22 protein-coding genes are annotated in these 25296 nt (G+C 55.1%); 10 read left to right on the forward strand and 12 right to left on the reverse strand.

Annotated features, from left to right (window positions below):
• Positions 1-29: 29 nt before the first annotated feature.
• The 6 genes from paaC to ACT3RW_RS12710 all read right to left on the reverse strand — a co-directional run bounded on the left by paaC (position 30) and on the right by ACT3RW_RS12710 (position 5178).
• Positions 30-890, reverse strand: coding sequence for a 1,2-phenylacetyl-CoA epoxidase subunit PaaC (gene paaC, locus ACT3RW_RS12685; RefSeq protein WP_444613981.1), 861 nt, complete (start codon positions 888-890; stop codon positions 30-32).
• Positions 887-1177 (reverse strand): 1,2-phenylacetyl-CoA epoxidase subunit PaaB, encoded by a 291-nt coding sequence (paaB, locus tag ACT3RW_RS12690; RefSeq protein ID WP_131088861.1) that lies wholly within the window; start codon positions 1175-1177, stop codon positions 887-889. Before paaB ends, paaC begins: the two co-directional genes overlap by 4 nt.
• A 1-nt stretch (position 1178) precedes the next feature.
• The gene (gene paaA / locus ACT3RW_RS12695; RefSeq protein WP_444613982.1) at positions 1179-2165 is read right to left on the reverse strand and encodes a 1,2-phenylacetyl-CoA epoxidase subunit PaaA; all 987 of its coding nucleotides are present in this window, start codon (positions 2163-2165) and stop codon (positions 1179-1181) included.
• A gap of 141 nt (positions 2166-2306) precedes the next feature.
• Positions 2307-2756 carry a DoxX family protein gene (locus tag ACT3RW_RS12700; protein ID WP_444613983.1) on the reverse strand — a complete coding sequence of 150 codons (450 nt, stop codon included), beginning with the start codon at positions 2754-2756 and terminating at the stop codon, positions 2307-2309.
• A gap of 203 nt (positions 2757-2959) precedes the next feature.
• Entirely contained in the window at positions 2960-3685 is a 726-nt protein-coding gene (locus tag ACT3RW_RS12705; protein ID WP_131089808.1) for an amino acid ABC transporter ATP-binding protein, read from the reverse strand.
• A 26-nt stretch (positions 3686-3711) separates the two neighbouring features.
• The gene (locus tag ACT3RW_RS12710; RefSeq protein WP_444613984.1) at positions 3712-5178 is read right to left on the reverse strand and encodes an amino acid ABC transporter substrate-binding protein/permease; all 1467 of its coding nucleotides are present in this window, start codon (positions 5176-5178) and stop codon (positions 3712-3714) included.
• 200 nt (positions 5179-5378) lie between these two features.
• Between ACT3RW_RS12710 and ACT3RW_RS12715 the strand changes: the two genes are divergently transcribed.
• The 6 genes from ACT3RW_RS12715 to ACT3RW_RS12740 all read left to right on the forward strand — a co-directional run bounded on the left by ACT3RW_RS12715 (position 5379) and on the right by ACT3RW_RS12740 (position 12061).
• Complete coding sequence (locus ACT3RW_RS12715) at positions 5379-7532, forward strand: S9 family peptidase (RefSeq protein ID WP_444613985.1); 2154 nt, start codon at positions 5379-5381, stop codon at positions 7530-7532.
• Between the two features lie 20 nt (positions 7533-7552).
• Entirely contained in the window at positions 7553-8566 is a 1014-nt protein-coding gene (locus ACT3RW_RS12720) for a GNAT family N-acetyltransferase (protein ID WP_444613986.1), read from the forward strand.
• Between the two features lie 115 nt (positions 8567-8681).
• Entirely contained in the window at positions 8682-9128 is a 447-nt protein-coding gene (gene paaI, locus ACT3RW_RS12725) for a hydroxyphenylacetyl-CoA thioesterase PaaI (protein ID WP_444614646.1), read from the forward strand.
• 32 nt (positions 9129-9160) lie between these two features.
• Positions 9161-10480: a phenylacetate--CoA ligase family protein gene (locus ACT3RW_RS12730; RefSeq protein WP_444613987.1), complete on the forward strand. Its 1320-nt coding sequence runs from the start codon at positions 9161-9163 to the stop codon at positions 10478-10480.
• Between the two features lie 32 nt (positions 10481-10512).
• Positions 10513-11127 carry a TetR/AcrR family transcriptional regulator gene (locus ACT3RW_RS12735; RefSeq protein ID WP_131088868.1) on the forward strand — a complete coding sequence of 205 codons (615 nt, stop codon included), beginning with the start codon at positions 10513-10515 and terminating at the stop codon, positions 11125-11127.
• Between the two features lie 223 nt (positions 11128-11350).
• Positions 11351-12061 carry a nicotinamide mononucleotide transporter gene (locus ACT3RW_RS12740; RefSeq protein ID WP_131088869.1) on the forward strand — a complete coding sequence of 237 codons (711 nt, stop codon included), beginning with the start codon at positions 11351-11353 and terminating at the stop codon, positions 12059-12061.
• 51 nt (positions 12062-12112) lie between these two features.
• Here ACT3RW_RS12740 and ACT3RW_RS12745 read toward each other — a convergent pair whose 3' ends face one another.
• From ACT3RW_RS12745 to ACT3RW_RS12755, 3 genes are all read right to left on the reverse strand, one after another.
• Positions 12113-13891: a carbohydrate-binding module family 20 domain-containing protein gene (locus tag ACT3RW_RS12745; protein ID WP_444613988.1), complete on the reverse strand. Its 1779-nt coding sequence runs from the start codon at positions 13889-13891 to the stop codon at positions 12113-12115.
• Positions 13892-14211: 320 nt separating this feature from the next.
• Entirely contained in the window at positions 14212-16335 is a 2124-nt protein-coding gene (gene paaZ, locus ACT3RW_RS12750) for a phenylacetic acid degradation bifunctional protein PaaZ (RefSeq protein ID WP_444613989.1), read from the reverse strand.
• An 84-nt stretch (positions 16336-16419) separates the two neighbouring features.
• A complete protein-coding gene (locus tag ACT3RW_RS12755) occupies positions 16420-17151 on the reverse strand; it encodes a tyrosine-protein phosphatase (RefSeq protein ID WP_444613990.1) in 732 nt (243 codons plus the stop codon).
• A 140-nt stretch (positions 17152-17291) separates the two neighbouring features.
• On the opposite strand from ACT3RW_RS12755, the gene ACT3RW_RS12760 reads away from it, so the two are divergent.
• Positions 17292-18194 carry a serine protein kinase RIO gene (locus ACT3RW_RS12760; RefSeq protein ID WP_131088872.1) on the forward strand — a complete coding sequence of 301 codons (903 nt, stop codon included), beginning with the start codon at positions 17292-17294 and terminating at the stop codon, positions 18192-18194.
• Positions 18195-18272: 78 nt separating this feature from the next.
• Here the strand turns inward: ACT3RW_RS12760 and ACT3RW_RS12765 are convergent, their stop codons facing one another.
• The 3 genes from ACT3RW_RS12765 to ACT3RW_RS12775 are packed head-to-tail and all read right to left on the reverse strand — an operon-like array spanning position 18273 to position 21168.
• On the reverse strand, positions 18273-19145 hold the full coding sequence (locus ACT3RW_RS12765; protein ID WP_444613991.1) for a 3-hydroxyacyl-CoA dehydrogenase family protein: 873 nt from the start codon (positions 19143-19145) through the stop codon (positions 18273-18275).
• 2 nt (positions 19146-19147) lie between these two features.
• Positions 19148-19942: an enoyl-CoA hydratase/isomerase family protein gene (locus ACT3RW_RS12770; protein ID WP_444613992.1), complete on the reverse strand. Its 795-nt coding sequence runs from the start codon at positions 19940-19942 to the stop codon at positions 19148-19150.
• Positions 19943-19944: 2 nt separating this feature from the next.
• The gene (locus ACT3RW_RS12775) at positions 19945-21168 is read right to left on the reverse strand and encodes a thiolase family protein (RefSeq protein WP_444613993.1); all 1224 of its coding nucleotides are present in this window, start codon (positions 21166-21168) and stop codon (positions 19945-19947) included.
• Positions 21169-21528: 360 nt separating this feature from the next.
• Between ACT3RW_RS12775 and ACT3RW_RS12780 the strand changes: the two genes are divergently transcribed.
• The 3 genes from ACT3RW_RS12780 (at position 21529) to ACT3RW_RS12790 (ending at position 25238) form a co-directional block, all read left to right on the forward strand.
• Entirely contained in the window at positions 21529-22944 is a 1416-nt protein-coding gene (locus ACT3RW_RS12780; protein WP_131089811.1) for an MFS transporter, read from the forward strand.
• Positions 22945-23120: 176 nt separating this feature from the next.
• Positions 23121-24083, forward strand: coding sequence for a 1,4-dihydroxy-2-naphthoyl-CoA synthase (locus ACT3RW_RS12785; protein ID WP_444613994.1), 963 nt, complete (start codon positions 23121-23123; stop codon positions 24081-24083).
• 27 nt (positions 24084-24110) lie between these two features.
• Complete coding sequence (locus tag ACT3RW_RS12790; protein ID WP_444613995.1) at positions 24111-25238, forward strand: AMP-binding protein; 1128 nt, start codon at positions 24111-24113, stop codon at positions 25236-25238.
• The last annotated feature ends 58 nt before the right edge of the window (positions 25239-25296 follow it).

Genomic DNA, 25296 nt, shown 5'->3' on the forward strand with positions numbered 1-25296 from the left:
CTGCTCCCCCTCTCGGGCATTATTTGTCGTTACCAGCTGGCGCCGGGATGCTTACGTGCAAGTACCTGCATCTCGGCCAGCACGTAGCCAAGATGCTCAGAGTGCTCACCTCGTCGTCCATAGACCATGGCTTGGCCGGTGGAAGGAATCTGCAGACCCGCGTCGGTTAGAACTGCCGTGATCTCTTCTTGCCATGCGTCGCGAAGCGTCGAGGGCAACACCGCGATACCTTCTAGGCGTTGGTGTACCGCTTCATCGCGGAACATTTCATCAACGTAGGGCCAGAGAATATCCAGAGCGTGACGCATTTTTTCGGCCGACTCTTCGGTTCCCTGTCCCAACCGGATGGTCCACTGAATGGCGTGGTCGCGGTGGTAATCCACTTCTTTGACAGCCTTGGCTGCGATAGCTGCTAAAGTTTCGTCAGCTGAGCTGACCAGCTTTTGATAGAGCAGGTGCTGGAAGATGGAGACGATCAGCTGTCGCATGATGGTGACACCAAAGTGCCCGTTGGGTTGCTCAACGATCCATAGCGAAGTGAATTCTTCTTCCTCACGCCAGTACGCCAAATCATCTTCACTCTTGTCCCAGGCCAGTCCGGCGTAGGTCAAAAATGAGCGGGCGTGACCGAGGATATCTAGGGCAATGTTGCCCAGGGCTACGTCTTCTTCTAGCTCAGGGGCCCTCGAAATCCAGTGGGCAAGTCGCTGAGCCAAGATCAGCGAGTCATCACCCAAGGTCAGCGCGTACTGTGCCACTTCATCGTTGGGAGCTACGCCGTCTACGGCAATGTCTTCCGGACGAAGTGCGTTTCCCGGGGTGACTCGGGTGGCCGAAGCCAGTGCGTCGCCGAAGCTGTCCAGTGCAGCATCCAATTCTTCGTGCTTCACAGATGCTTCACTCCTTCACTGGCCTTGTAGTACGTGGCATGTCGATAGTCTTTGCCCTGCGGAGATTCAAAGAAGGAATCTTTCTCATCCGGATCAGAACTAATGATGTCGCTGGATTTCACTACCCAGAGGGAAACGCCTTCATTGCGTCGGGTGTATAGATCTCGTGCGTTACGCACGGCCATCTGCGCGTCAGGGGCATGTAAGGATCCTGCGTGCACGTGCGAGAGTCCGCGGGAGGAACGGACAAATACTTCCCACAGGGGCCAGTTGTTCTGTTGGCTCATGTTAGGCGACCTCACTTTGTGCTTGTTTTGCGGCGTAGGCTGTTGCGGCTTCGCGGACCCAGGCGCCTTCTCGGTGTGCTTCGCGGCGACGTTCGAGTCGTTGGGAGTTGGCTGGACCGTTGCCTTTGATGACGTTCATGAATTCATCCCAGTTCAGATCCTTATGAATCCACTGCTTTTTGACTTCGTCATAGTGCAGTTCTGGATCTGGAAGGGTCATGCCAAGGACCTTGACCTGCTCGGCGATCATGCCGACAAAGCGCTGGCGCAACTCATCATTTGAGAATCGTTTGATGTTCCAGGCCATGGACTGCTGGGAGTTAGGTGACTGGTCATCGGGTGGACCGAACATCATCAGCGCTGGCTCATAGAAGCGGTTGATGGCATCTTGAGCCATTTTCTTTTGAGCTTCGGTGCCGCGCGAGAGTGCCAGCAGGATCTCAAATCCTTGGCGCTGGTGGAAGGACTCTTCCTTGCAGATACGCACCATGGCACGTCCATAAGGACCATAGGATGCACGGCATAGTGGGACTTGGTTGGCGATGGCTGCTCCGTCGACTAGCCAGCCGATAGCACCCATGTCCGCCCATGAACGTGCTGGGTAGTTGAAGATCGAGGAGTACTTGGCGCGACCGGTCAAGAGCTGATCGTTGAGCTCGTCGCGGCTGGTGCCTAGGGTCTCGGCAGCCGAGTAGAGGTACAGTCCGTGCCCGGCTTCATCCTGAACCTTAGCCATCAAGATGGACTTGCGCTTCAGCGACGGAGCACGAGTAATCCAGTTAGCTTCAGGCTGCATGCCAATGATTTCTGAGTGGGCATGCTGGGAGACCTGTCGAGTCAAAGTTTTGCGGTAAGGCTCAGGCATCCAGTCACGTGGTTCAACGCGAGCGTCCCGATCAATCAATGCATCAAAGCGAGCTTGTGATTGTTCTTCTTCGTAGCTCGGGACAGCACTGAGTCCCGGTTCCTGCGGCGCACTCGGGGCCATGGGTTCACCTCTTCGAAAACAAATTACATACTGACCGTTCGTTCAGTATGTCAGAGTGCTCTCGGTCACGTCAACAAAAGCTCCGCAGGTACAACAAAACCCCAAGGATCACTCCTTGGGGTTTTGTTTGAAGCTACAAATCTAGGCGTTGACCGCGGCACGCTTTCCGCGCTTAGGGCCAAACAGCAAGTGATCAATGGCCCAGCGACCTGGTCCCATCAAGGCCAGCGCGACGGCGCCGGCAGCCAGGGCCAGCACGAGCTCATAAGCACCATTGGCAACAAAAACGCCGTTCTGTGCGTGAGTTAGAGCCAACGCACCGATCATATCCAGCGCCAACAGTGCGCCGAAAATTCGGGTTGCAATGCCCAAGATCAGGGCGATGCCTCCCACCAGTTCCAAGGTTGCTACCACTGGGGCAACCAAGCTTGCGGCAGGAACGCCCATCTGAGCGAAGCTGGCGGTGGTGCCATCAATGGTGAACTGGGAGAACTTTTGCCAACTGTGGGCGGCAAATAGGAATCCGATAACAAGGCGCAAAATGGCCTGCGCAGCGGCAAGTAGGCGGGGATTATTTTCCAGATTGTTCATGATCTAGCGCCTCAGAAACGTCAGCCGGTCAGGGGTCTCCCTGCTCGATTTCCCGTTCAACACTATTCGGATCAAGTTGAAGCTTCAAGCACTTAGATGTTTTACTCCGGTTACCTTCATCACGAAAAAAGCCGCGTTCCCCACCCCAGCGTGATGCTGGGGCAGGAAGCGCGGCCCTTATCCGTTGGCTTTAGAACTTCGTACTAGAGCACCTTCGAAAGGAAGTCACGAGTACGTTCCTGCTGCGGATTACCAAAGAGTTGCTCTGGCTCACCCTGCTCACAAACCACACCGTCAGCCATGAAGATCACTCGGTCACCCACCTCGCGGGCGAAGCCCATCTCGTGGGTTACCAAGACCATGGTCATGCCCGAGTCAGCCAACTCCTTAATAACCTGGAGCACCTCGCCGACCATCTCAGGGTCAAGAGCACTGGTGGCCTCGTCAAAGAGCATGATTCCTGGAGCCATGGCCAGCGCACGAGCAATAGCTACACGCTGCTTCTGTCCACCTGACAGGGATGCCGGACGGGCGTTGGCCTTGTCCTTGAGCCCTACACGTTCCAGAAGTTCCAGCGCACGTTCGCGTGCCTGGGCCTTGTCCATCTTCTTCAGCTCCACTGGAGCAAGCATGATGTTCTCGGCGACGGTCATGTGCGGGAAGAGGTTAAAGTGCTGGAACACCATGCCCACATGACGGCGAACCTCATTGATATCCACCTTTGGATCGGTGACATCAAAACCGTCAACAATCACCTTGCCAGAAGTAATCTCTTCCAGCTTGTTCAGGCAACGCAGCAGTGTGGACTTACCGGAACCCGAAGGCCCGATGACACACACCACTTCACCTTCACGAATATCAAGATCAATGCCCTTAAGAACATTGTTTGAACCGAAAGACTTATGCAGGTCTTGGACCTGGATTTTCATCTGGGAGCTCTGCTCGGTTACGGCGCTCACTTGTTGAACCTCCGATCGGCGTAGTTTGCCAACTTTGTCAGGGCCATGATGGCGATGAAGTAAATGACACCCACGATGAGCAGGGTTTCGGTCACGCGGAAGTTCGCTGCGTAAATCTGCTGACCTTGGTAGAGCAGTTCGCCAAAGCCAATAGCCAACAGCAACGAGGAGTCTTTCAGGCTGATGATCAACTGGTTGATCAACGATGGAGTCATCATCTTGAAAGCCTGAGGAACAACAACCTTCTGCATCGACTTGCCGTAGCCCAGACCCAAGGAGCGAGAAGCTTCAAGCTGGCCTGGATCCACCGACTGGATACCACCGCGAACGATTTCAGCAACATAGGCGCCAGCGTTCAGCGACAAGGTCAGCACACCTGCGGTCCAGACTGAGACTTCCCAACCGGTCAGCTGTGGCAGACCGAAGTAGAACATGAAGGCCCAGAGCAGCAGCGGGGTTCCGCGGAAGATATTGACGAAGGTCGAGGCAATCCCGCGAAGCACGATGTTGCCCGAGAGCTTCAAGAAGCCGAAGAACAGACCAAGCACCATAGCAATGGCGAAGGAGATCGCGGTGACCAACAGGGTGTGCCACAAACCGGACATCAAGGCCGGGAAGGACTTGGCCACTAGATCAAAGAAATTATCCGGAGTCGAAGCGCTGGGATCAGAAAGGTACTTGTCCAGAATCTTCTGGTACTCGCCGTTGGCCTTTAGCTCTGCAAGACCATCGTTGAAGGCTGCCAACAGGGCGGTGTTCTCACCCTTATTAACTGCGAAACCGTAGGAGCCACCGGGCACCTTGTCGGTCACGGTCTTCAGACCGTTACCCTGAGCAATGCCGTAGGCCAGCACCGGGTAGTCATCAAATACCGCTACAGCGGAACCTGACTTCACCGATTCATACATGGTCGCGGACTGGTCTAGGGACTTGACCGTAAACCCATATTTTTTAGCGATGGACTTGGCGTAGGTTTCACCCTCAGAACCAGTCTTGGCGACAACGGTTTTGCCCTTGAGGTCCTCATAAGTCTTGACGTCGTCTTTGTTCTTGGCGACAGCCATCTGTACACCGGACTCAAAATATGGCTCCGAGAAGTCATAGATTTCTTTACGTTCATCGGTGATCGACATACCTGCGATGACGCCATCCACCTGATTTGATGAAAGGGCAGCCAAAGCGGCACTGAAGCCAAGGGACCTGACTTCAACCTTAAATCCTTGGTCATCAGCAATTTGCTGCAAGATGTCCATATCGATACCAGTCAGTTCGCCATCCTGACGGAATTCAAAGGGGGCGAAGGTGGTGTCGGTACCAATGACGTATGTTTGACCGTCAACTTTTTCGTTGCCTTGGGCCATGGCCGAAGGCGCACCAACAACCAACGCCATCAAACCGATGGCTGCCGCGGCAATCCATCGTTGCAGGCGCCCGTGCCGGACAACTCTCTGTTTCTTTTCCACTGATGATCGCTTTCTCAAACTAAAGGGCGAGTGGCCCGAGCTGCAGACATGATCCTATTCCTGCAAGCCTAGGCGCATTAGAGTCTAGCCGGAAGCATTGGCGCCTATTGTGCTCAGAGATCCAAACCCGGCAACGATCTTCTGTCCGCGCTGAGCATAGCCAGTGCCCACAAGTGGTGCGCGTGAGATTGAATAGGGGTATGACTGATGCATCGTTGAATAACACTCCTCCGGTCGCGGCCAAGCGCCCTACCACCCGCAGCTTCCATGGTGATGATTTCATCGATAACTACGAGTGGCTCAGGGAGAAGACCAGCCCTGAAGTGATCAACCATCTCAAGGCTGAAAACGACTACACCGACGCAGTCACCGCCGCCCAGCAGCCACTGCGCGATGACCTGTTTAACGAGATCAAGGCACGCACCGTAGAAACCGACTTGTCTGTACCGGTTCGCCGCCGCGGTTGGTGGTACTTCACCCGCTCAGCCGAGGGCAAGCCTTACACCGTGCAGTGCCGCGTTAAGGCCACCGATACTTCGGATCCAGTAGCCGACTGGACTCCCCCAGTAATTGATGCAGAACAGAGCTTGCCGGCCGAAGAAGTCTTGCTTGACGGCAATGCACTGGCTGAAGGTCAACCCTTCTTCTCCCTCGGTGGCATGGCCCTGAATGAAGATGGGAATCTGCTGGCCTACTGCGTTGATAATGCAGGAGATGAACGCTTCACCCTTTACATCAAGGACCTCAAGACCGGTCAGCTCTTGCCGGACGTTATCGAAGGCGTCTTTTACGGCTTAGCTTTCTCCCCTGATTCTTCCACCGTTTTCTACACGGTGGTTGATGAAACGTGGCGTCCTAACCAGATTCGCGCACACCGTTTAGGCACCGATGCAGCCGAAGACCAGCTGATCTTTGAAGAAAACGACCCGGGCATGTGGCTTGGCTTTGATCTGAGCCCAGACCGCAAAGTCCTGATGATTTCCAGCGGCAACTCTGAGTACTCGGAAACCAGCATGCTGGATCTGACCGACAGCAACGCCGCTGTCACCTTGCTGGTCCCCCGTGATCTGGGCTTGTTACACGGCATCGACTTGATGCCAGCCGCCGGCCAAGCACTGATCACCCACGACTACCAGGCACCGAACAATATGGTGTCTTTGGCAAACATTGATCAGCTTGGTAAAGACACGTCTCCAGAGCAGTGGCAGAGCGTTGTTGCTCATGAGGACACGGTGAAGATTGAAGGTACGATCCTCACCGGTTCCCACGTGATCCTCTCGGTACGTCGTGACACCTGCGAACGCGTGCAGCTTCTGGCCCTGGAAGGGTTGGGAACCGCGGCGCAAGCAGCACCGATCGAACCTGAATTTGAAGACGAGTTGTTCACCGCCTCCCCGACTTTTGCTGAACTTGATGCACCGCTGATCCGCATCAGTTACACCGCTGACTTCACCCCTGCCCGGGTTTACGACCTGTGGCTAGAAGATCAGAGCCTGGTTCTACGCAAGCAGACGCCGGTCAATGACTATGCCCCGAGCAAGTATGTCTCCACTCGGGATTGGGCTACCGCCGCTGACGGAACCAAGATTCCTTTGACCGTCATGCGTCGTGTCGATCTGGATACCTCCGTACCGCAGCCGGTGCTGATCTACGGGTACGGCTCCTATGAGGCTTCCATGGACCCAGGCTTTGGCATACCGCGGTTGAGCGTTTTGGATCGCGGAGTCATCTTTGTGATAGTTCACGTGCGTGGCGGTGGCGAGTTGGGTCGCGATTGGTACTTGAAGGGCAAGAAGCTACACAAGAAGAACACCTTCACGGACTTTGTTGATTCAACTAAGCACGTCATCGATTCTGGCCTTGCTGACCCGCAGCGCATTGTTGCCCTAGGCGGCTCCGCCGGTGGACTTCTTATGGGTGCTATCGCCAATATGGCTCCGCAGCTGTACACCGCGATCATTGCTCAGGTGCCATTTGTTGACGCACTGACATCAATCCTTGATCCAGACCTTCCACTCTCCGCCTTGGAGTGGGAAGAGTGGGGTAATCCGATTGAAAGCAAAGAAGTCTATGACTACATGAAGTCGTATTCTCCGTATGAAAACGTCACTGCTCAGGCCTACCCAAAGATTGCCGCGGTTACTTCGCTGAACGACACCCGTGTGCTGTACGTTGAGCCAGCGAAGTGGGTTGCCAAGCTTCGTGAAGTCGGCACCGGTGAGGCACCGATCGTGCTGAAAACCGAGATGGACGGTGGCCATGGCGGCGCCTCGGGCCGATACGAGTCATGGAAGTCTCGCGCCTGGGATTACGCCTTTGCCTTAGATTCCTTGGGTTGCACCAAACTAATCTGATCATGAAGCAAGTAGCGGCCATGCGCCACATCAGCATCACCGACTACCGCGATGACTCTGCGGTGCGTCGGTTGCTGGTGCTGGCCGCTAGTCCTGCCGATGAACAAGGCCTAGAAGAACTACTGGACGAATGCCAAGCTCTGAATGTTCTTGCCAGTTTCACTCAATCTGGGAACATTTGCGCCTTGGCCGCCTACCGGCATGCTGACAAGTATTCGTTGTGCCTTGAATACCTCGCCGTCTTACCCGAACACCAGCAACAGGGCTTGGCACATGGTTTGCTGAAGGCACTGCGAAAGCGCCACGGCAAAAGCATTTGGGCGACCACCGATAAGGATGCCATCGAGTTTTACGGTGCCATCGGCTGTATGATTTCCAAGTCAGCCGAAGATTGGCGTTGGCCCGGCACCACAAGATATTTGTGCACCTTGCCGTACCCCCCGCTACTGCGATCTCAGCCCGAAGAAGACCCGGGTTATGAGGCGGTTGGTGGCCAACTGACGCGCGGAAACATTCGCATCGAAGAACCCCAAGCTCATTGGGCCAGCGACTTCGCGAACCTCGCTGCCCTTATTTCCTCGGCGTTGGGGCCGCTTGCCTTAGCTGTGGAACATACCGGTTCTACTTCGGTAGTTGGACTGCCAGCCAAGCCGATCATCGATATCACCTTGTTGGTGCCTGATGCCAACGATGAAAGTACGTATGTGGCGGCGTTGCAACAGGCAGGCTTAGTGTTCTGGCACCGGGAACCAGGCTGGTACGCGCACCGCATGTTTAAACCGTCGATTGAGTCTGGGCTGTCGGATGCCAACATTCACATCTTTTCCGCAGGCAGTCCTGAATACCTGCGAATGATGATTTTCCGTGAACATCTGCGACACAACAGTGTTGACCGTGATGCCTACGCCACGGTGAAGCGACAGGCCGCTGCACAGATCACGGCCACCGATGGTGAAGATGCTCTGGTCATGGACTACAACCGAATCAAGGAACCCTTCATCCTTGATTTACACCGTCGCATTTTCACCGACTAGTTTCCTCTCGCCCTCTGGCGCAATACGGGATTACCAACTGTTCAAAAACTTGACTTAGCTCACATTATGTTATTACCTAATGATCGTTCGGTAAATAAATCGGCGAAGGACAATGATGACCAAAACTCAGGTAGAAGAGCCGTTACCCCACAAGATTCTCCGCAATGATACTGCCGCCCGATGGCTAGGCATTGAAGTCATCGAAGCCAGTGACGGACATGCGGTCATCACCATGGAGCTTCGTGAAGAAATGCTCAATGGCTTTGGCATTGGTCATGGCGGGATGATCTTCACCCTTGCAGACACCGCATTCGCCATGAGCTGCAATGAAGTCGAAGGCTCCGAAGAAACCATCACCGTGGCCTCCGGAGCAGACATCAACTTCCTAAAGCCAGCAGTGCTGGGCAGAAAACTCACTGCCACCGGCAACCGAGTCTCGCAACAAGGACGTAGCGGACTCTACGACATTACGGTCACTCAAGAAACCAGCGACGGCACTAGCGAAGTTATCGCCGAATTCCGCGGACGTTCCCGCACCATACCTAAGCCAAAATCGCGCTAATCCCCCAGTCCATTCCTGACGAAAGTTCTAGCATGTCTGAGACCTCCCGCCGTGTTGAGCTGCCAAACCCGCTTGACGCAGAAGAAACCATGAGCCGTGATGAGATCGAATCGATCCAACTTGCTCGTTTGAAGGACACCCTGCATCTGGCCTACAACAAGGTTCCTCATTACAAGGAAAAGTATGATGCTGCAGGCGTCCATCCCAATGATCTCAAGGAACTGAGCGACCTGTCGCTGTTCCCTTTCACGGAGAAAGAAGATCTGCGAAAGACCTATCCGTTTGGCATGTTCGCCGTCCCACAGCACGAAGTTGCACGTATTCACGCTTCCTCAGGAACCACGGGAAAACCCACCGTTGTTGGATACACCCAGCAGGATTTAGATGACTGGGCCAAGTTGGGCGCAAGGTGCCTTCGCCTATCGGGAGTGAAACCAGGCTGGAAGGTTCACAACGCCTATGGTTACGGACTCTTCACCGGTGGACTGGGCGCGCACGCTGCAGCCGAACGCCTGGGCGCTACCGTTATCCCGATGTCCGGTGGGCAAACCGATAAGCAGATCTCACTGATCCAAGACTTCGCTCCGGATGCCATCTTGTGCACGCCAACCTACCTGCTGACTATCGGGGACGCGATGCAACGCAAAGGCATTGACCCACGCAGCACTTCGCTCAAGGTTGCTGTGCTCGGCGCAGAACCGTGGACTGAAGAAATGCGTCACGAGCTAGAAGAAATGTTCAATATTGATGCCTGCGATATCTATGGACTTTCCGAAGTCATGGGCCCAGGCGTCGCTGGAGAATCAAATGAACGTAAAGACGGCAGCCACATCTGGGAAGATCACTTCCGTCCGGAAATCATTGATGCCTTTGACCCAACCAAGGTCCTCGGCGACGGCGAGCACGGAGAATTGGTCTTCACTTCTTTGACCAAACAGGCCCTACCGATCATTCGCTATCGCACCCATGACCTCACTCGACTAATGCCAGGTAGCGTTCGTCCCGGACACCGTCGAATGGGTCGAATCACCGGACGCAGTGATGACATGATCATCTTGCGTGGCGTGAACTTGTTCCCCAGCCAGGTTGAAGAATTGATCCTGAAGGTTCCGGGTCTCTCCCCGCACTTCCAACTCATCCTCTCCCGCCCTGGTCGCATGGACCAGTTGGCCGTCAAGGTGGAGCGTCGCATGGATACTTCCACCGAGCAGGCCGAGCACGCAGGCAAGGAACTAGCCAAACTGATCAAGATTCACATTGGATCATCGTGTGCCATCGATGTTGTAGAACCTGAATCGCTGGAGCGTTCCATGGGTAAACTCAAGCGCATCTATGACCTACGTAATCAGTAATCCGAGCTGGGACATGGAATAATCGATTCATCATGGACACCACTGACACTGCAAGTCGACCGGCTAAAAGAGGGCGCCCCGGCTACGACCAGGAAACCGTATTGCGCATTGCCGTTGAGGCTTTCAACGAATACGGGTACGACGCGACCTCGATGGGTAAACTCGCCGACCGACTGAGCATTAGCAAGTCCGCGATTTATCACCATGTGCCTTCTAAAGAGGATTTGTTGCGCCTTGCCTTGGATGAAGCACTGATTCCTTTGGAAGCAGTGATCACCGAGGTGCAGTCCCATGAGGGTAGCGCCGATGAACGGCTCGAATTTTTCCTGCGTTCAACGATTCGTATTTTGATTGACAAGCGCCTGTACGTCACCTTGTTGCTTCGCTTGCGTGGCAACACCGAACTTGAACGTCAAGCGTTGGAGCGCCGACGCGCCATGGACCGCCAGTTAGCTGAATTGGTCACAGCTGCGCAGAGCGACGGCAAGCTTCGAGAAGATCTAGATCCACGAAGCACCGCCAGATTACTCTTCGGCATGATCAATTCATTGGTGGATTGGTACCGCGTAGATGGTCCCCTCGAAGCGACGAAGCTTGAAGAACAAGCCATCTCTTTGCTGTTCACCGGTTTGCACACCAAGTCGTAATAGCTAGATTAGCAACTTTGAGGATGCGACCTTCTGCTTACGGGTAGAGGGTCGCATTCTTGTTTCTGCATCATCAGGCACGAGGGTTGTGTTGCATCCAACCCTTACAGGATTCACTGACTCACAGGAATCACGGCTAGCATCTAAGGGGTGCCTTGTGCACCTGCCGTTGCCAATCGATCGAGTGAAGAGCACCGTGGATTCAATCTTACAAACCCTTTTCATGGCTACTGCTGACAGCAATAGTTCCTATGTTCAAATCCTGCTGTCCGCCGCAAGCATGTTGCTAGTTTTCGTCTCTGCAATTTTGCTGGCCCATCGCAACGATCTGGGTTGGTGGACTCTGATTCTTGCCGTTTTTGTCGGCCCACTGATTTCTGCGCTGCAGTTTGACCTTCTTGGACTGATCTACGGTATTCCGCTGTTGCTGCTGCCGATCTTTGGCCTCTGGCGGTTCTCCCAATACAAGCTTCACGGCAAGTTCACCCGTGAAGTAACCCGTACTGGAATCACCATGTGGTCTGCCGTTGGCATGCTTGTTGGCCTGATCTTGTTGGTTGCTTTGCGATTCGGCCCATTCTTGTTCAACTCCACTTTCCTGAGCGCTACGCCGGAAATTTGGGTCATGTACTTCGCCGACGCAGCGATCTTCGCATCCTTCGTGATGATCGCACGAGGCGTTCGTGAGGGTTGGCTGTTGTTGGCCCTTGCGGCCATCGCTGATCTGGTCATTTACTTCATGATCTCCCCAATGCTGGGCATGATCGGCTTGTACGTATTTATCGCCCTGGCCGCCGTGTATGGCTTCTACCTCTGGCGCAACCTGTCCGGTGCTTCAGAGGTTGCTCATGAGGAACTGAGCGAAGAAGAACTTGCACTGCAAAAGGCAAAGCAAGCCACTTTGGATAAGCTGAACGCTGACTCTGAAAAGTAAGTTTTCCGCAAAAAATCCCGCCCATTTTTGGGCGGGATTTTTTTGTTGGAGCTAGTTATGCCAGCTGTCTTTCAGAACCAGTGATCCATCGGCCCCAACAGTGGCGGTGCGGTTGCCTCCGGACTCCCAACTGGTGTTCCCGTTCTGGTCATACTTGATGTACTTGTACTCAAAGGTTGTCCCGGCAGGAAGGTCCACGGTGCCGGTCCAGCTCGGGTAATTTGCCGAGGAGAGCGCCAGCGCCTTGGCCGGGTCCCAATTACCCAGCATCGCCTGGTTGCCGACAATTCGGATATTCTGCCCCAGTGTGGTTTCGGCAGTTACTGCCACACTAACGTCACCGGCTTCTTCGACCGGGTCGGTTCCCCCACCGATTGAGCCATCACCGAGTGCACCCACGTGCAACGCCAGTGCACCGTACGCAGGTATGGTCGCGGTGAACTTGCCGTCAGCTCCTACGGTGATCTTCTGCGAGCAGTCTGCACCGGAGACGACATCGCAGTAGGTCCCGGCAGCTAGCGCGCTAGTGTACTGACGGGTAGTGGCAGCCCCGGTGTTGTTAATGGCGACAAATCCCTTGTTACCTCGTCCGTAGGCGATCTGGTTATTTCCGTCGTCCCACCAGTTGCTTACCGCAGCGTCGCCAACGGCATTGTTGAATCCGACCATTCCAATAATTTCTTCTTGCCGCTGTTCGCAGGTCCATGCCGATGAATCACAGTTGGCGTTGGGCACCGAAGAATCGCTGGCGCCGGGAGCACCGGATTCCTTGTCAGTGAATGAGAAGCCTGAGTACACCGAGGGCGAACCGTAAGGCCAAGAAAGCATAAAAACGTTCGCTAGCAGGTATTTGGCTCCCCATTTGTAGTTCATGGTTTCACCATTGCGTTCGGTGTCATGGTTGGTCACGAAGACCCCAGCATTGGCGCCGTTAAGCTTGCCATCACCGATGAAACGCAGGTTGGAAATCTGTGCATCAAAGTCGTTCTTCAGCTGACGGGCATAGTCGAATTCAAATGAGTCGCCGCTACCTAGATATTCGCTTTCCTGGATAGGTTCCCCAGAGGCTCCGATAACTTCATGGACCCAGTAAACACCCGAGTTTTTCATCTTTGATTTGATCGCCTCAAGATCAGAAGCCGGGATGTGCTTTGAGGCGTCAATGCGGAATCCGGAGACACCTAGCGAGACCAGATCATCAAGATAGTCTGCGATGTTCTGCTGAACGTAGCTGCTGGAAGTCTTCAAATCTTGCAGTCCGACTAGCCGGCAATTTTGAACCTGCCAGCGGTCAGCGTAGTTGGAAATGTTGGTGCGGCAATCGTTGAAGTCTTGGGCCGAATACTCTGGGTAGTTGTCTTCCGAGAATGGCGAGCCGGCGGTCCCGGTGCCGGACTGGCCCACACCAGCCATGTGATTGACCACGGCGTCGGCGACTACTTTGACGCCTGCATCGTTACAGCTTTTGACCATGGCCGAGAACTCTTCGCGGTTACCCAGCTTTGAGTCCACCTTGTAGCTCACCGGCTGATAGGAAGTCCACCAGGCTGTTCCGCGAAGGTGCTCAGCGGGTGGTGAAACCTGAACGTACCCGAAGCCTGCTGGTCCGATGCTTGATTTACATTCTTGGGCCACCGAGTTCCAGTTCCACTGGAAGAGGTTAAGAATGACATCCTTCCCGTTGTTTGATGGGGTTGTAGCTTGAGCTGGGGCGGCGAACAATGGGGCAGCCAACAAGGCTAGTGAGGCGGCTAGAGCGGCAGCTGGTTTGGCCGCTCGTGCTCCGATTCTGCGTCTAGTTGGTTTGGCGCGTGATGACAAAAGTCCCACAGAAATGCTCCTTTGATGTGATGATTGGGCAACGATCCGGCGGAACCTGCGCTCCGAATCGACTAGCCACACATCTCCCCATCAATATGTGACCTGAGACACAACTGTAAACGCTTTCTTAGGTCTAACCAAGAAGTAAATTTCTGTAAACAGGTTAAATCAGCGATATTCTCGGCCTAGATTGACGAAAGTTTTTTGCCATGGGTATGAGTTTGAGAACATTTTGGAAACGCTTACATGGGCTCCACAGTTCATCGGAGCAGACACGAAAGAGGTGGGCGTCGCATAGTGCGACGCCCATCTTCTATGGATCTAAGAGCTTAGCTTCCGAAGTTTGCGTAAGTGATATTTTCTTTCTCCACCAGAGTCAAAACATCGTAGGTTGCCACGATCTCATCATGCTGATTGTGCAAGATTGCGTCCCACACGACCTCGCCATATTCATCGGTGACGCGCGGGGTGATTTTCTTGGCCGTCAGCGTCACGCGAATGGCGTCCCCGGCCGAAACTGGAGTGATGAACCGTAGGTTTTCTAACCCATAATTGGCCAGTACCGGCCCCGGTGCTGGCTCAACGAAGAGGCCCGCGGCCCATGACACCAGAAGATAGCCGTGGGCAACAATCCCTGGGAAGAATGGGTTAGCTTCCGCGGCTTTGGCGTCTGTGTGAGCGTAGAAGGTATCGCCGGTTTTTTGCGCGAATTCACTAATTTCTTCTAAGTGCACAACACGCAGATCCGAGGCGAATCCGTCCCCAACGCGCAGCTCGGCAAGTGACTTACGGAATGGGTGGACGTACTGCGTATCGCCACCAAACTTTTCACTTCCAGCCAATCGTTGGTCGGCCCCTAAGTGCCATACTCCGCTCAGCGCGGTGAGCATATTTGGTGAACCCTGTACGGCGGTGCGCTGCATATGGTGCTTGACCGAACGGATTCCACCTAGCTCTTCGCCGCCACCGGCACGGCCTGGTCCGCCGTGGACCAGATGCGGTACCGGTGAGCCGTGGCCAGTTGTTGAACGAGCAGTTTCTCGATTCAGGATGTGAACACGTCCGTGATGCGCAGCGATGCCCAAGGTCAGCGCGCGCACCGTCTCAGCGTCGTTACTGCACACGGTTGCTACGAGGGAACCGGCACCCATGACAGCCAGTTCGATTGCTTCGTCCAGGTTCTCGTAGCCGATGACCGAACTGACTGGTCCAAACGCTTCACGCGAGTGCACCAGTGGATTACGTGCATCATTCCAGCGAAGAACAATCGGTGACATGAAAGCACCGGCTTGTGCAACAGCGTCCCTTTCGGGCGCTACGCGCACCGCTGGCGCGTCAAGACGTCCATAGGCCAGCTCGCCGCCGGCAGCCATCATATCTTGCACGGCAGCCCGCACATCGCTCAGCTGCTCCAGTGAAGCCAAAGCTCCCATATTCACGCCCGCTACGCGCGGATCACCAATGACCACGCGCTGGTCAATGCGCTCTCCGATAGCTGCAATCACTGGGTCAACCAAGCGCGAGGGAACGATGTTGCGACGGATGGCGGTGCACTTTTGGCCGGCCTTGCTGGTCATCTCAGTGACGGCTACCTTGACGAAGGCCTCAAATTCGGCGCTTCCCACTTCTGCGTCCGAACCTAGAATGGCCGCGTTCAGGGAATCGGTTTCAGCCGCGAATCGTACTCCCCCGTCGATAACGTTTGGATGGGATTTAAGTTTGTTTGCGGTGGCAGCTGAGCCGGTGAAGGCAAACATGTCACGGTAATCCAGATGATCCATGAGGTCTCGGGCTGAGCCTGAAAGTAGCTGCAAGGATCCTTCTGGCAGGATGCCTGAATCGAGCATCAGTCGTACTGCGGCCTCTGCCAGGTAGCCCGTTGGTGTTGCTGGCTTAACGATGGTTGGAACACCGGCAATAAAGGCGGGGGCAAATTTTTCCAGCATGCCCCAGACCGGGAAGTTGAAGGCATTCACCTGCACCACTACTCCGCTCATGGCGGTGTAGATATGTGTGCCGATAAATGAGCCGTCTTTGCTTAGCGGCTCAGTGGGGCCGTCAAGAATGACATTGTTGTTGGGTAGTTCGCGACGTCCCTTGGAAGAGAACGTAAAGAGCACACCAATGCCGCCATCAATATCCACCATGGAATCTGTTTTCGTGGCTCCGGTTTTGAACGAGATCTCGTAGAGATCCTTGCGTCGTTCATTCAGATACAGCGCCAGTTCCTTGAGCTTCAACGCCCGCTCGTGCAAGGTGAGCTTGGCAAGTTCTTGGTGCCCGGTGCTTCGGCCATAGACAACGGCGGCGGCAACATCCAATTTGTCACTAGTTACCGAGGCCAGCAACTCTCCGGTATTGGCATCGCGAACCTCAGTTCCTCCCTGAGATTCGGGAGTCCACCATTGTCCCGCGATGAAGCTGGGTACTGCGCTGATCTGTTTTGTCGACATTGACACAATTCCTTCCTGAACGGTCGGTCAGTATTAACTTAAACCATATCAGGAAGAGCGTGACAGGGGACACCTTAAGCTGCCTCAGATCAATGAGTCATCTGTCGCCAAGATTCGTAAACGCTCCAACAATGCCGGGTCCATACCCTGCTGTTCGAGGTAGGACTGCGCTGAACCAATCCAAGTACAGAATTTTTCCAGTGCTACCGCGCGCTCATTGATGACCTGTCGCAGTTCTTCTTCCTCACGAAAACTCTCGTACGGGTGCTTGCGGGGCGATACCCGGTGCCATTCATTAATGCCTCGCACCGCAAGTTCATCATGCTTCAGAATCTGGTTTCCCTGACCAGCCAAATCAAGCAAGAGCGTCGCAATAAGTCCTGAACGATCACGTCCTGCCGAGCAATGAATCACGGTGACCCCTTGTGAATCCGCCAAATTTTCAAAGACCTCACGTAGCTGGCTGCCAAATTCTTCGCAGACCAACCGATACATACTGGTGTGATTCATGTAAGGAACCGCGATGGACTCAAAGCGTTGATTGCCCGGGGTTTCCAGTGGCAGGTTCACTAGTTCAATACGAGCAAGACTGGCCTCGGGTACCGCTGGGTCATGTTCTCGCCGATGAATCTCCGCTGGGTTGCGCAGGTCAATTACCTTGGCCACGCCATCGGCATGCATTTGCTGCCAACCTTCAGCGCTCAGCCATTCATGGCGACCCATGCGATAGAAAGTTCCGCAGATATGTCGCGCATTCACCGCCCCTGACCACGCCAGGTCCCCGACCTGCTTGTGATAGTTCACTTCCTGACTCATTTACCCATTGCAACATATTGATTCACTGTTGTAGAGTCTTAGTCATTGACAAGTGTCAATCAGTCTATTGAAGGAGGGGTAACGATGATTGTTTACCGCTATTCCCGGTCAGTTACCTCTTTCCTTAAGGACTTCCCCCAATGCATTTCCCTGCTGGAGAACCATCCACCAGCTCACAGCTGATCACGTCAAAATCCGCTGACACTGAGACAGAACTCAAATTCCACAAGCACAAGCCTGTCTGGAATGAATCATTCACCGATGAACCACCAGCCGGCCAACGCTACTCAACGTGGCCATTTGTTGAGAAGGCTCTGAGAGGTCCTCAACCCTATCCACTGTGGCTCATTGAAGATGCTGGCGCCCTCGATACCGAGTTAGGCATCCTCAAGACAGGCAAAGAAGGCGACGTCTTTTTGCTTGAACGTGCTATCGGCGAGCGCAAGAGCCTGCTGGCGGCCAAACGTTACCGCAGTCGCGACCACCTGCAATTTAGCCGTTCGCAGGCCTATAGTGACGGCCGTTCAGCACGTCGCTCCCGTGATAACCGCGCAATCCGCAATAACTCTGCCTATGGCCGAGACATTGCAGCTTTGCAGTGGTCCAACGCCGAGTGGACCTATCTCTTGCGTTGTTATGAGGCAGGGATCCCGGTGCCCTACCCAGTACAGATCGACGGCACCGAAATCCTGATGGAGTTCATTGCCGACCCAGATGATCCGTTCGCCGCAGCCCCGCGACTTCAACAGCTTGCGCGTTTTGATCCACGGCTACCTGCTTTGTGGGATCAACTCACCGATGCGTTGGAGAAGTTCGCGCGGCTGGGAGTGGCTCACGGTGACTTATCGGCGTACAACCTTCTGGTCTCCGGCGAGCGCTTAGTTGTTATCGATGTCCCGCAATGTGTGGACCTCGCTGGCAATCCGCACGGTATGGACTTCTTACATCGTGACTGCCTGAACCTCTGCGAGTGGTTTGCTTCCAAGGGTCATGTGCATGATCCCGATGAGCTGTTCGCTTCATTATTAGGCCACCTGTTCTAGGCTCCTTAAAACGTTCAGTCCCGCCGGTCAGCTACGACCGACGGGACTGAAAGTGTTGTGACCAATTGCCGATATTTCCTACCAGCTATAGAAGCCTTGGCCGCTCTTGCGCCCCAGCTTTCCTTCAGCCACCAAATCCTTGAGGATCTGCGGTGGCGCAAACCGCTCCCCCAGAGTTTCATGCAGGTACTCGGCAATTCCTAAACGCACATCCAGTCCGACAATATCGGTGGTCTTCAGTGGACCGGTCGGGTGCTTATAGCCAAGCACCATGGCGTTATCGATATCTTCGGCGCTGGCGACACCTTCTTCAACCATGCGCATCGCTTCCAATGCGATAGCTACCCCCAGGCGTGAGGAAGCAAAACCCGGAGCATCATTGACCACCACTGCGGTCTTTCCCAAGGCCTGAACCAAACCACGTGAGGCCTCGATCAAGCTGGTATCGGTTTGTTCACCGATGACTACTTCGATCAATGTGGACGCGGGAACGGGATTAAAGAAGTGCAGTCCGAGGAACTTTTCCGGACGCTCTAATTCTTTGGCCAAGCCGCTCACCGATAGGGAGGACGTATTCGAAGCCAAGACCGCATCGGCAGCTAGTACCTGCTCAACTGCTTGCAAGGAAGAAACCTTGAGGTCCCAGATTTCGGGAACCGCTTCGATCACCAGCTGAGCGTTGGCGAACTGCTGATAGTCAGTGCTGACCGAAAAACGTTGCAGTAGCTCGGTCTTGGATTCGCTGACCACACCGCGCTCGATGGACTTGTCCACGGACTGGGCTACTCGCTCAAAAGCAGCCTGCGCCGAGGCATCATCGCGCTCAACTATGACCACGGTACTTCCGCTAATCAATAGTGCGTGGGCGATACCGGCGCCCATGCGTCCGCCACCGAGCACTCCGCTGCGTTGCGGAAGTTGGCCGGCGGCCAAGGTGTTACTTGCGCTCATGGTTACTTCTTCTTTCGATCAAGGAATTCTTGCATACGATCAAATTTGGCTTGGGATTCAAAAAGCATTCCTTGGGCCAAGGTATCGATGAGCGGGTGGGCTTCACGAGGGCTATGGAATACCGACTTGGTAATGCGCACCGCCAGCGGGTCTTGGGCGGCAATCCGATCAGCCAAAGCTTCAGCGCCGGCATCGAGGTCCGCCGCCTCATGCAGTTCGGTGACCAGACCAGCCTGAAGACATTGCTGGCCGGTAAGCACTTTGCCTGCCAAGAGGATCTCTTTGGCCAGCGGTTCACCCACGAGTTCCTTGAGTCGCCAGGTCGCACCGGCGGCAGCCATGATCCCAAGGTTGGTTTCCGGATTGCCCATTCGAAGTTCGGGGGTGCCGACGCGGAAGTCGGCGGCGTAGGCCAACTCAGCTCCGCCACCTAAAGCAAATCCGTCTAGAGCGGCAATGACTGGCATGGGAAGCTTGGCGATGCGCTCGAAGATGCCGGAGTTAATTCCGGCCAGGGCGTCATCGCGGCGACGTTCACGTAACTGGGAGATGTCCGCACCGGAGGCAAAGATCCCCTTGCTCCCCTTGGGATTTTCCTCGCTGGGCGCTTGGCCCGGTGTACCGGCAAGGATCAAGATCTTCGGGTTCTTTTCCAGGTAGGAACACACTGTGTGTAGCTCATCAACCATTAACTGATCGATGGCATTGCGCACCTCTGGTCGGTGCAGGCGAACCCAAAGCCGATCTTCACCTTCAGTGACGAGAAGCGTGTCAAAGTTCTGCGTCAGGTTGTCCATGTTTAGACACCTTCCAAGAGGATCGCTGAACCTTGCCCCACGCCAACACACATGGTGGCCACAGCAAGTTTGCGTTCAGCACCTGCCAGTTCACGTTCTATTCGGCCCAGCAGGCTAATGACTATGCGCGAACCGCTTGAGCCCAACGGATGGCCCAGAGCAATAGCCCCACCGTCGCGGTTCACGATGTCTGGGTCTACTGACAGTTCTCGGATACTGGCCAAGGACTGGCTAGCAAACGCTTCGTTGATTTCCATGGCTCCGATCTCATCGATCTTTAGCCCTGCACGATCAAGCACCTTGCGGGTAGCCGGCACCGGCCCCATGCCCATGATTTCTGGTTCCAGTCCGACGGCCTGGCCGTCGATAATGCGTGCTCGGGCGTTCAGCCCGTACTTTTTTAGGGCGCGTTCGGAAACGACCAGAATTGCTGAGGCGCCATCGTTGAGCGAGGAAGCATTGCCGGCGGTGACCACGCTGCCGCCCTTTACTACTGGCCGTAGCCCGGCGAGCACCTCAAGAGTTGTCCCTTCACGTGGGCCCTCATCGGTATCAACAACCATTTCACCTTTGCGGTGCTTAACAATTACCGGAACAATCTCGTCACGGAAGTGCCCCGCCTGGATGGCGGCTATGGCTTTGGCGTGGGACTGTACGGCAAACTCGTCGCAGTCCTCGCGGGAGATGCCGTATACGCGGGCCACCTCTTCGGCGGTTTCTGGCATGGAGAAAGTTGCTTTGCCCTCGCGGGATAGCTCACCGGAGAGAAATTGAGGATTGGTAAAACGCCAGCCAATAGAGGTGTCAAAAACGGCTCCGGGCTTGGCAAATGCTTTATCTGGCTTCTCCATTACCCAGGGGGCGCGGGACATGGACTCGACGCCGCCGGCAATCACAATGTCGGCAGCTCCGGACTTGATCATATGGCTGGCCATGGTGATGGCACTCATCCCCGAGGCACACAAGCGATTGACCGTAATGCCCGGAATACTCACCGGCAACCCGGCAAGGAGCGCTGCCATGCGGGCCACGTTGCGATTTTCTTCGCCTGCGCCGTTGGCGTTGCCAAGAATCACTTCATCAACCGCTGCTGGGTCAATGCCTGAGGCTTTGATGAGCTGAGAAATAGTGATGGCTGCCAAGTCATCTGGGCGTACCGGACTCAGCGCGCCACCGTAACGCCCCACAGGAGTACGGGTTCCGCCCACCAAATATGCCTCAGCCATGAATACTCCTTTGTACTCCGGGCCAGCCCCACTTATTGAACCTCAGGGGTCAGGGTCCGGAAAGATGTTTTTCGCGGTGGCGCAAACCACCGCATAAACTTACCGACCATTCGTTCACTAATAGAATCACAGAAAGGTTCACTCGCCGTCAAGAACGTGAACCTATTTGGCAAATTTCACAGAGCGTCTAAACAAACAAATCCATGTCAAACATTGAATCTCGAATTCTCCTGACGTAGCCTGTGGAGATTGACCGACTCTGGGCACCTGCCCAGATCGTGGACCGTCACCCAGGGTCAATATAACGAGGTATCCCCTGGGCGTCCGGTCGACGGAAAGCTGAAGAGCAACGGAGCAGTTATGCCACCGGATGACAGCCAACCCAACCACGCAACACCTGCCGATTCTTTTTCTCCCGATTTGTCTCATGACATCGGCCCTGACATCAATACCACCGCCGGACGCCAAGAAATTCGCAAAGCTACCGCCGCCAGCGCCATGGGTAACATGACCGAGTGGTTCGACTACGGTGTATATGCGGTAGCCGTCACCTATATCACCGCACACTTCTTCCCTTCCGAGGGCGGCACACTCATGGCTTTGGCCACCTTTGCGCTCTCCTTCCTGGTTCGCCCACTGGGCGGACTGGTTTGGGGTCCACTCGGGGACAAACTGGGACGCAAAAAGATCCTCGCTTTGACCATCATTATGATGTCTCTTGCGACATTCTTGATTGGTGTACTTCCAACCTTTGAAACCATCGGTGTCTTTGCACCGATCTTGCTTGTCTTGCTTCGCATGGTCCAAGGCTTCTCAACGGGCGGTGAATACGGTGGCGCAGCAACCTTCATGGCCGAATATGCCCCGGACCGCAAACGTGGCTTCTTTGGATCATTCCTTGAGTTCGGCACACTGGGCGGGTTCGCCTTAGGCACTGGAATCATGCTTCTGCTGCAGATCACCTTGGGCGAAGAATCCATGATGGCTTATGGCTGGCGCATCCCGTTCTTCCTCGCATTACCGATGGGCCTGATCGGTTTGTACTTGCGAAGCAAGTTGGAAGACACCCCAGTCTTCCAGGAGATGCAAGAAGCCGAAGAAACCCAGCAGAAGAGCACACTCAAAGAATTAGTGATGACCTATTGGAAGCCAATGCTCACCATGAGCGGGCTGGTCATAGCACTGAACGTCGTGAATTACACCTTGCTCAGCTACATGCCGACCTATCTGGAAACTCAGTTAGGTCTGGATTCCAAGGCTTCATTGGCCACTATCTTGATCGGTGAGGTGGCCATGATGGCAGTCATCCCCTTTGCTGGATCACTCTCTGACAGGGTGGGCCGCCGACCCATGTGGTACACGTCGGTCATTGGATTATTTGTTCTGGCTGTACCAATGTTCTGGCTCATGGGACAAAGCTTTGGCTGGGCTATCGTTGGCTTTGCGGTACTCGGACTGTTGTACATTCCGCAGTTGGCAACGATTACTGCCACGTTCCCGGCCATGTTCCCCTCACATGTTCGCTTCGCCGGGTTTGCGGTCACCTACAACATTGCTACCGCACTCTTTGGCGGAACCGCGGCCATCGTTAATGAGGCTGCCATTGATGCCACAGGCTTCCTACTTTTCCCTGCGGTCTACATGATGATCGCCTGCGTCATTGGCATGATCGCCATCAAGTACATGCCGGAAACCGCGGGCGCCTCCCTACGAGGCACCGAAATCCCTGATGCCCACGACACCGGGATTCTAGCGACGGTGAAGAAGGACCAGTGAAGAAGAACTAACGCTAGACGCCTAACGTCAACCAACCGTGCGGGGCTTGGGTTTCAGTCAATTTTTGGCTAATTCCCAAGCCCCTTCGCTGTGGCACCGAGATTCACTGCGTTCAAAACCATCGGGTTGTGCGCCACAGTCCGCGCAAACAGGTTCAAGGTACTAGCATTTAGAGGGTGAATAGCCAGAACAGCTCAGCCCTGCCCGAAAAGGTTTCCGACGTCTTTGATCCAACGCGCTGGCGCGTGGTTGAAGGATTCGGCTTCACCGACGTCACCTACCACCGTCAGGTAGAGCGCAATACCTACGGCGAAATCACTCGCGACCTACCAACGGTCCGTATCGCCTTTGACCGTCCCGAGGTGCGCAATGCTTTCCGCCCGCACACCGTTGATGAGCTTTACCGCGCTATGGATCACGCCCGTATGACCAGTGATGTGGCCACCGTCATCCTCACCGGCAACGGACCATCAGCCAAAGATGGCGGGCACGCCTTCTGCTCCGGTGGCGACCAGCGCATCCGTGGCCGTGATGGCTACCGATACGCCGAGGGTGAGACCCGCGAGTCAATCGACCCTGCCCGCGCCGGACGCCTGCACATTCTTGAAGTACAGCGCCTGATGCGCACCATGCCCAAGGTTGTCCTGTGCGTGGTCAACGGTTGGGCCGCGGGTGGCGGACACTCACTGCACGTAGTTTCTGACTTGACCATCGCCTCCAAAGAAAACGGCAAGTTTAAGCAGACCGACGCCACCGTCGGTTCCTTTGATGCTGGCTATGGCTCGGCGCTGCTGGCCCGCCAGGTAGGTCAGAAGACTGCCCGCGAGATTTTCTTCCTTGCCCGCGAATACTCCGCCGATGACATGGTACGCATGGGTGCGGTTAATGAATCAGTTGATCATGAGCGTCTGGAAGAAGTTGCATTGGAATACGCAGCGGACATCGCCAAGCAATCCCCGCAAGCCATCCGCATGCTCAAGTTTGCGTTCAACTTGGCTGATGACGGACTGGCCGGTCAGCAGGTCTTTGCCGGCGAAGCTACCCGCATGGCCTACATGACCGACGAAGCCGTAGAGGGACGCGACGCGTTCTTGGGCAAGCGGGACCCTGACTGGTCCAACTACCCGTACTACTTCTAATCACTGGCACCGGCACAAGGAACCACTATGGACGCACAGCTTCAGGAACTGCTCTCGGCACTGGCCAACGCCGCTAACGACGATGGCCCGGCTGTTGAAGTCATCATCGACGAAAGTAGCGACTCAGGCTGGCGCATCGAATACCTCACCGAGCAGGATCTGCCCGGCTTTGAACAACCCATGGCGGTGGTGCGCACCTCCGGTTCTACTGGTCGGGCCAAGCGCACGGTGCTCAGTGTTGAGGCGCTGGCATCAAGTGCGCAGGCCACTGCTGAGTACCTAGGATTTGAGGGCCAGTGGTTGTTGGCTTTGCCGGTGCATTATGTGGCCGGGCTCAGCGTGCTGACTCGCTCCTTGTTCGCCGGAACCAAACCTGTGGTCATGGATTTGTCGGGTAGTTTTTCAGCTTCCTCGTTCACTCAGGCTGCACAGCAGATGGTTGAAAAGCGACGCCTCACCTCGCTGGTACCAACCCAGCTAGCTCGCCTGCTTGATGACGCTGATCCGGCTACCTTGACCGCGCTCAAACGCTTTGACGCCATCTTGCTCGGCGGAGCCCGCGCCAGCAAGGACTTGCTCGTCAACGCTCGACACCACGGACTGAAGATCTTCCAAACCTATGGGTCTTCAGAGACCTCGGGTGGATTGGTGTACAACGGCAGCGCACTGCCCAGCGTGCAGCTGGCCGAACACGATTCTCGCATCTGGGTTTCTGGCCCCATGCTGGCCGATGGCTACGTGGATTCCCCAGAGGCCACCGCAGAGCACTTTGTAGAACACGATGGACACCGCTGGTACGTTACCGATGATTTGGGCTCTGTTCAGGGCCAGCGACTAAGCATCGTTGGGCGCGTGGATGACGTGATCAACTCTGGTGGCATCAAGCTCTCAGCTTCCAAGATCGAGGGCATCCTGGAAGAATTCTTCACCCAAACCTTGGTCGTTTCAGTGCCTGATCCGCAGTGGGGTCAAAGCGTTGGCTTAGCTTTCAGCGGACCCACCAAAACCGAGGCAGCCTTCGACGCGGTGCGCCGAACCTTGGGCAAAGAAGCCGTGCCAAAGCATGTTCGGCACTACCCTAACGGGTTGCCGCAACTGCCCAACGGCAAGTTCGACCGCAAGCTGATCATTGATGAACTCGGTGCGCGCAACTAGCTCGATTCGCCTTGCCCGCCCATTCGCGGGAAACTAGAGGGTACGAGTTTTTCTTTTG

It is taken from the genome of Glutamicibacter sp. AOP5-A2-18, assembly GCF_052446055.1.
Taxonomy (GTDB): Bacteria; Actinomycetota; Actinomycetes; order Actinomycetales; family Micrococcaceae; genus Glutamicibacter.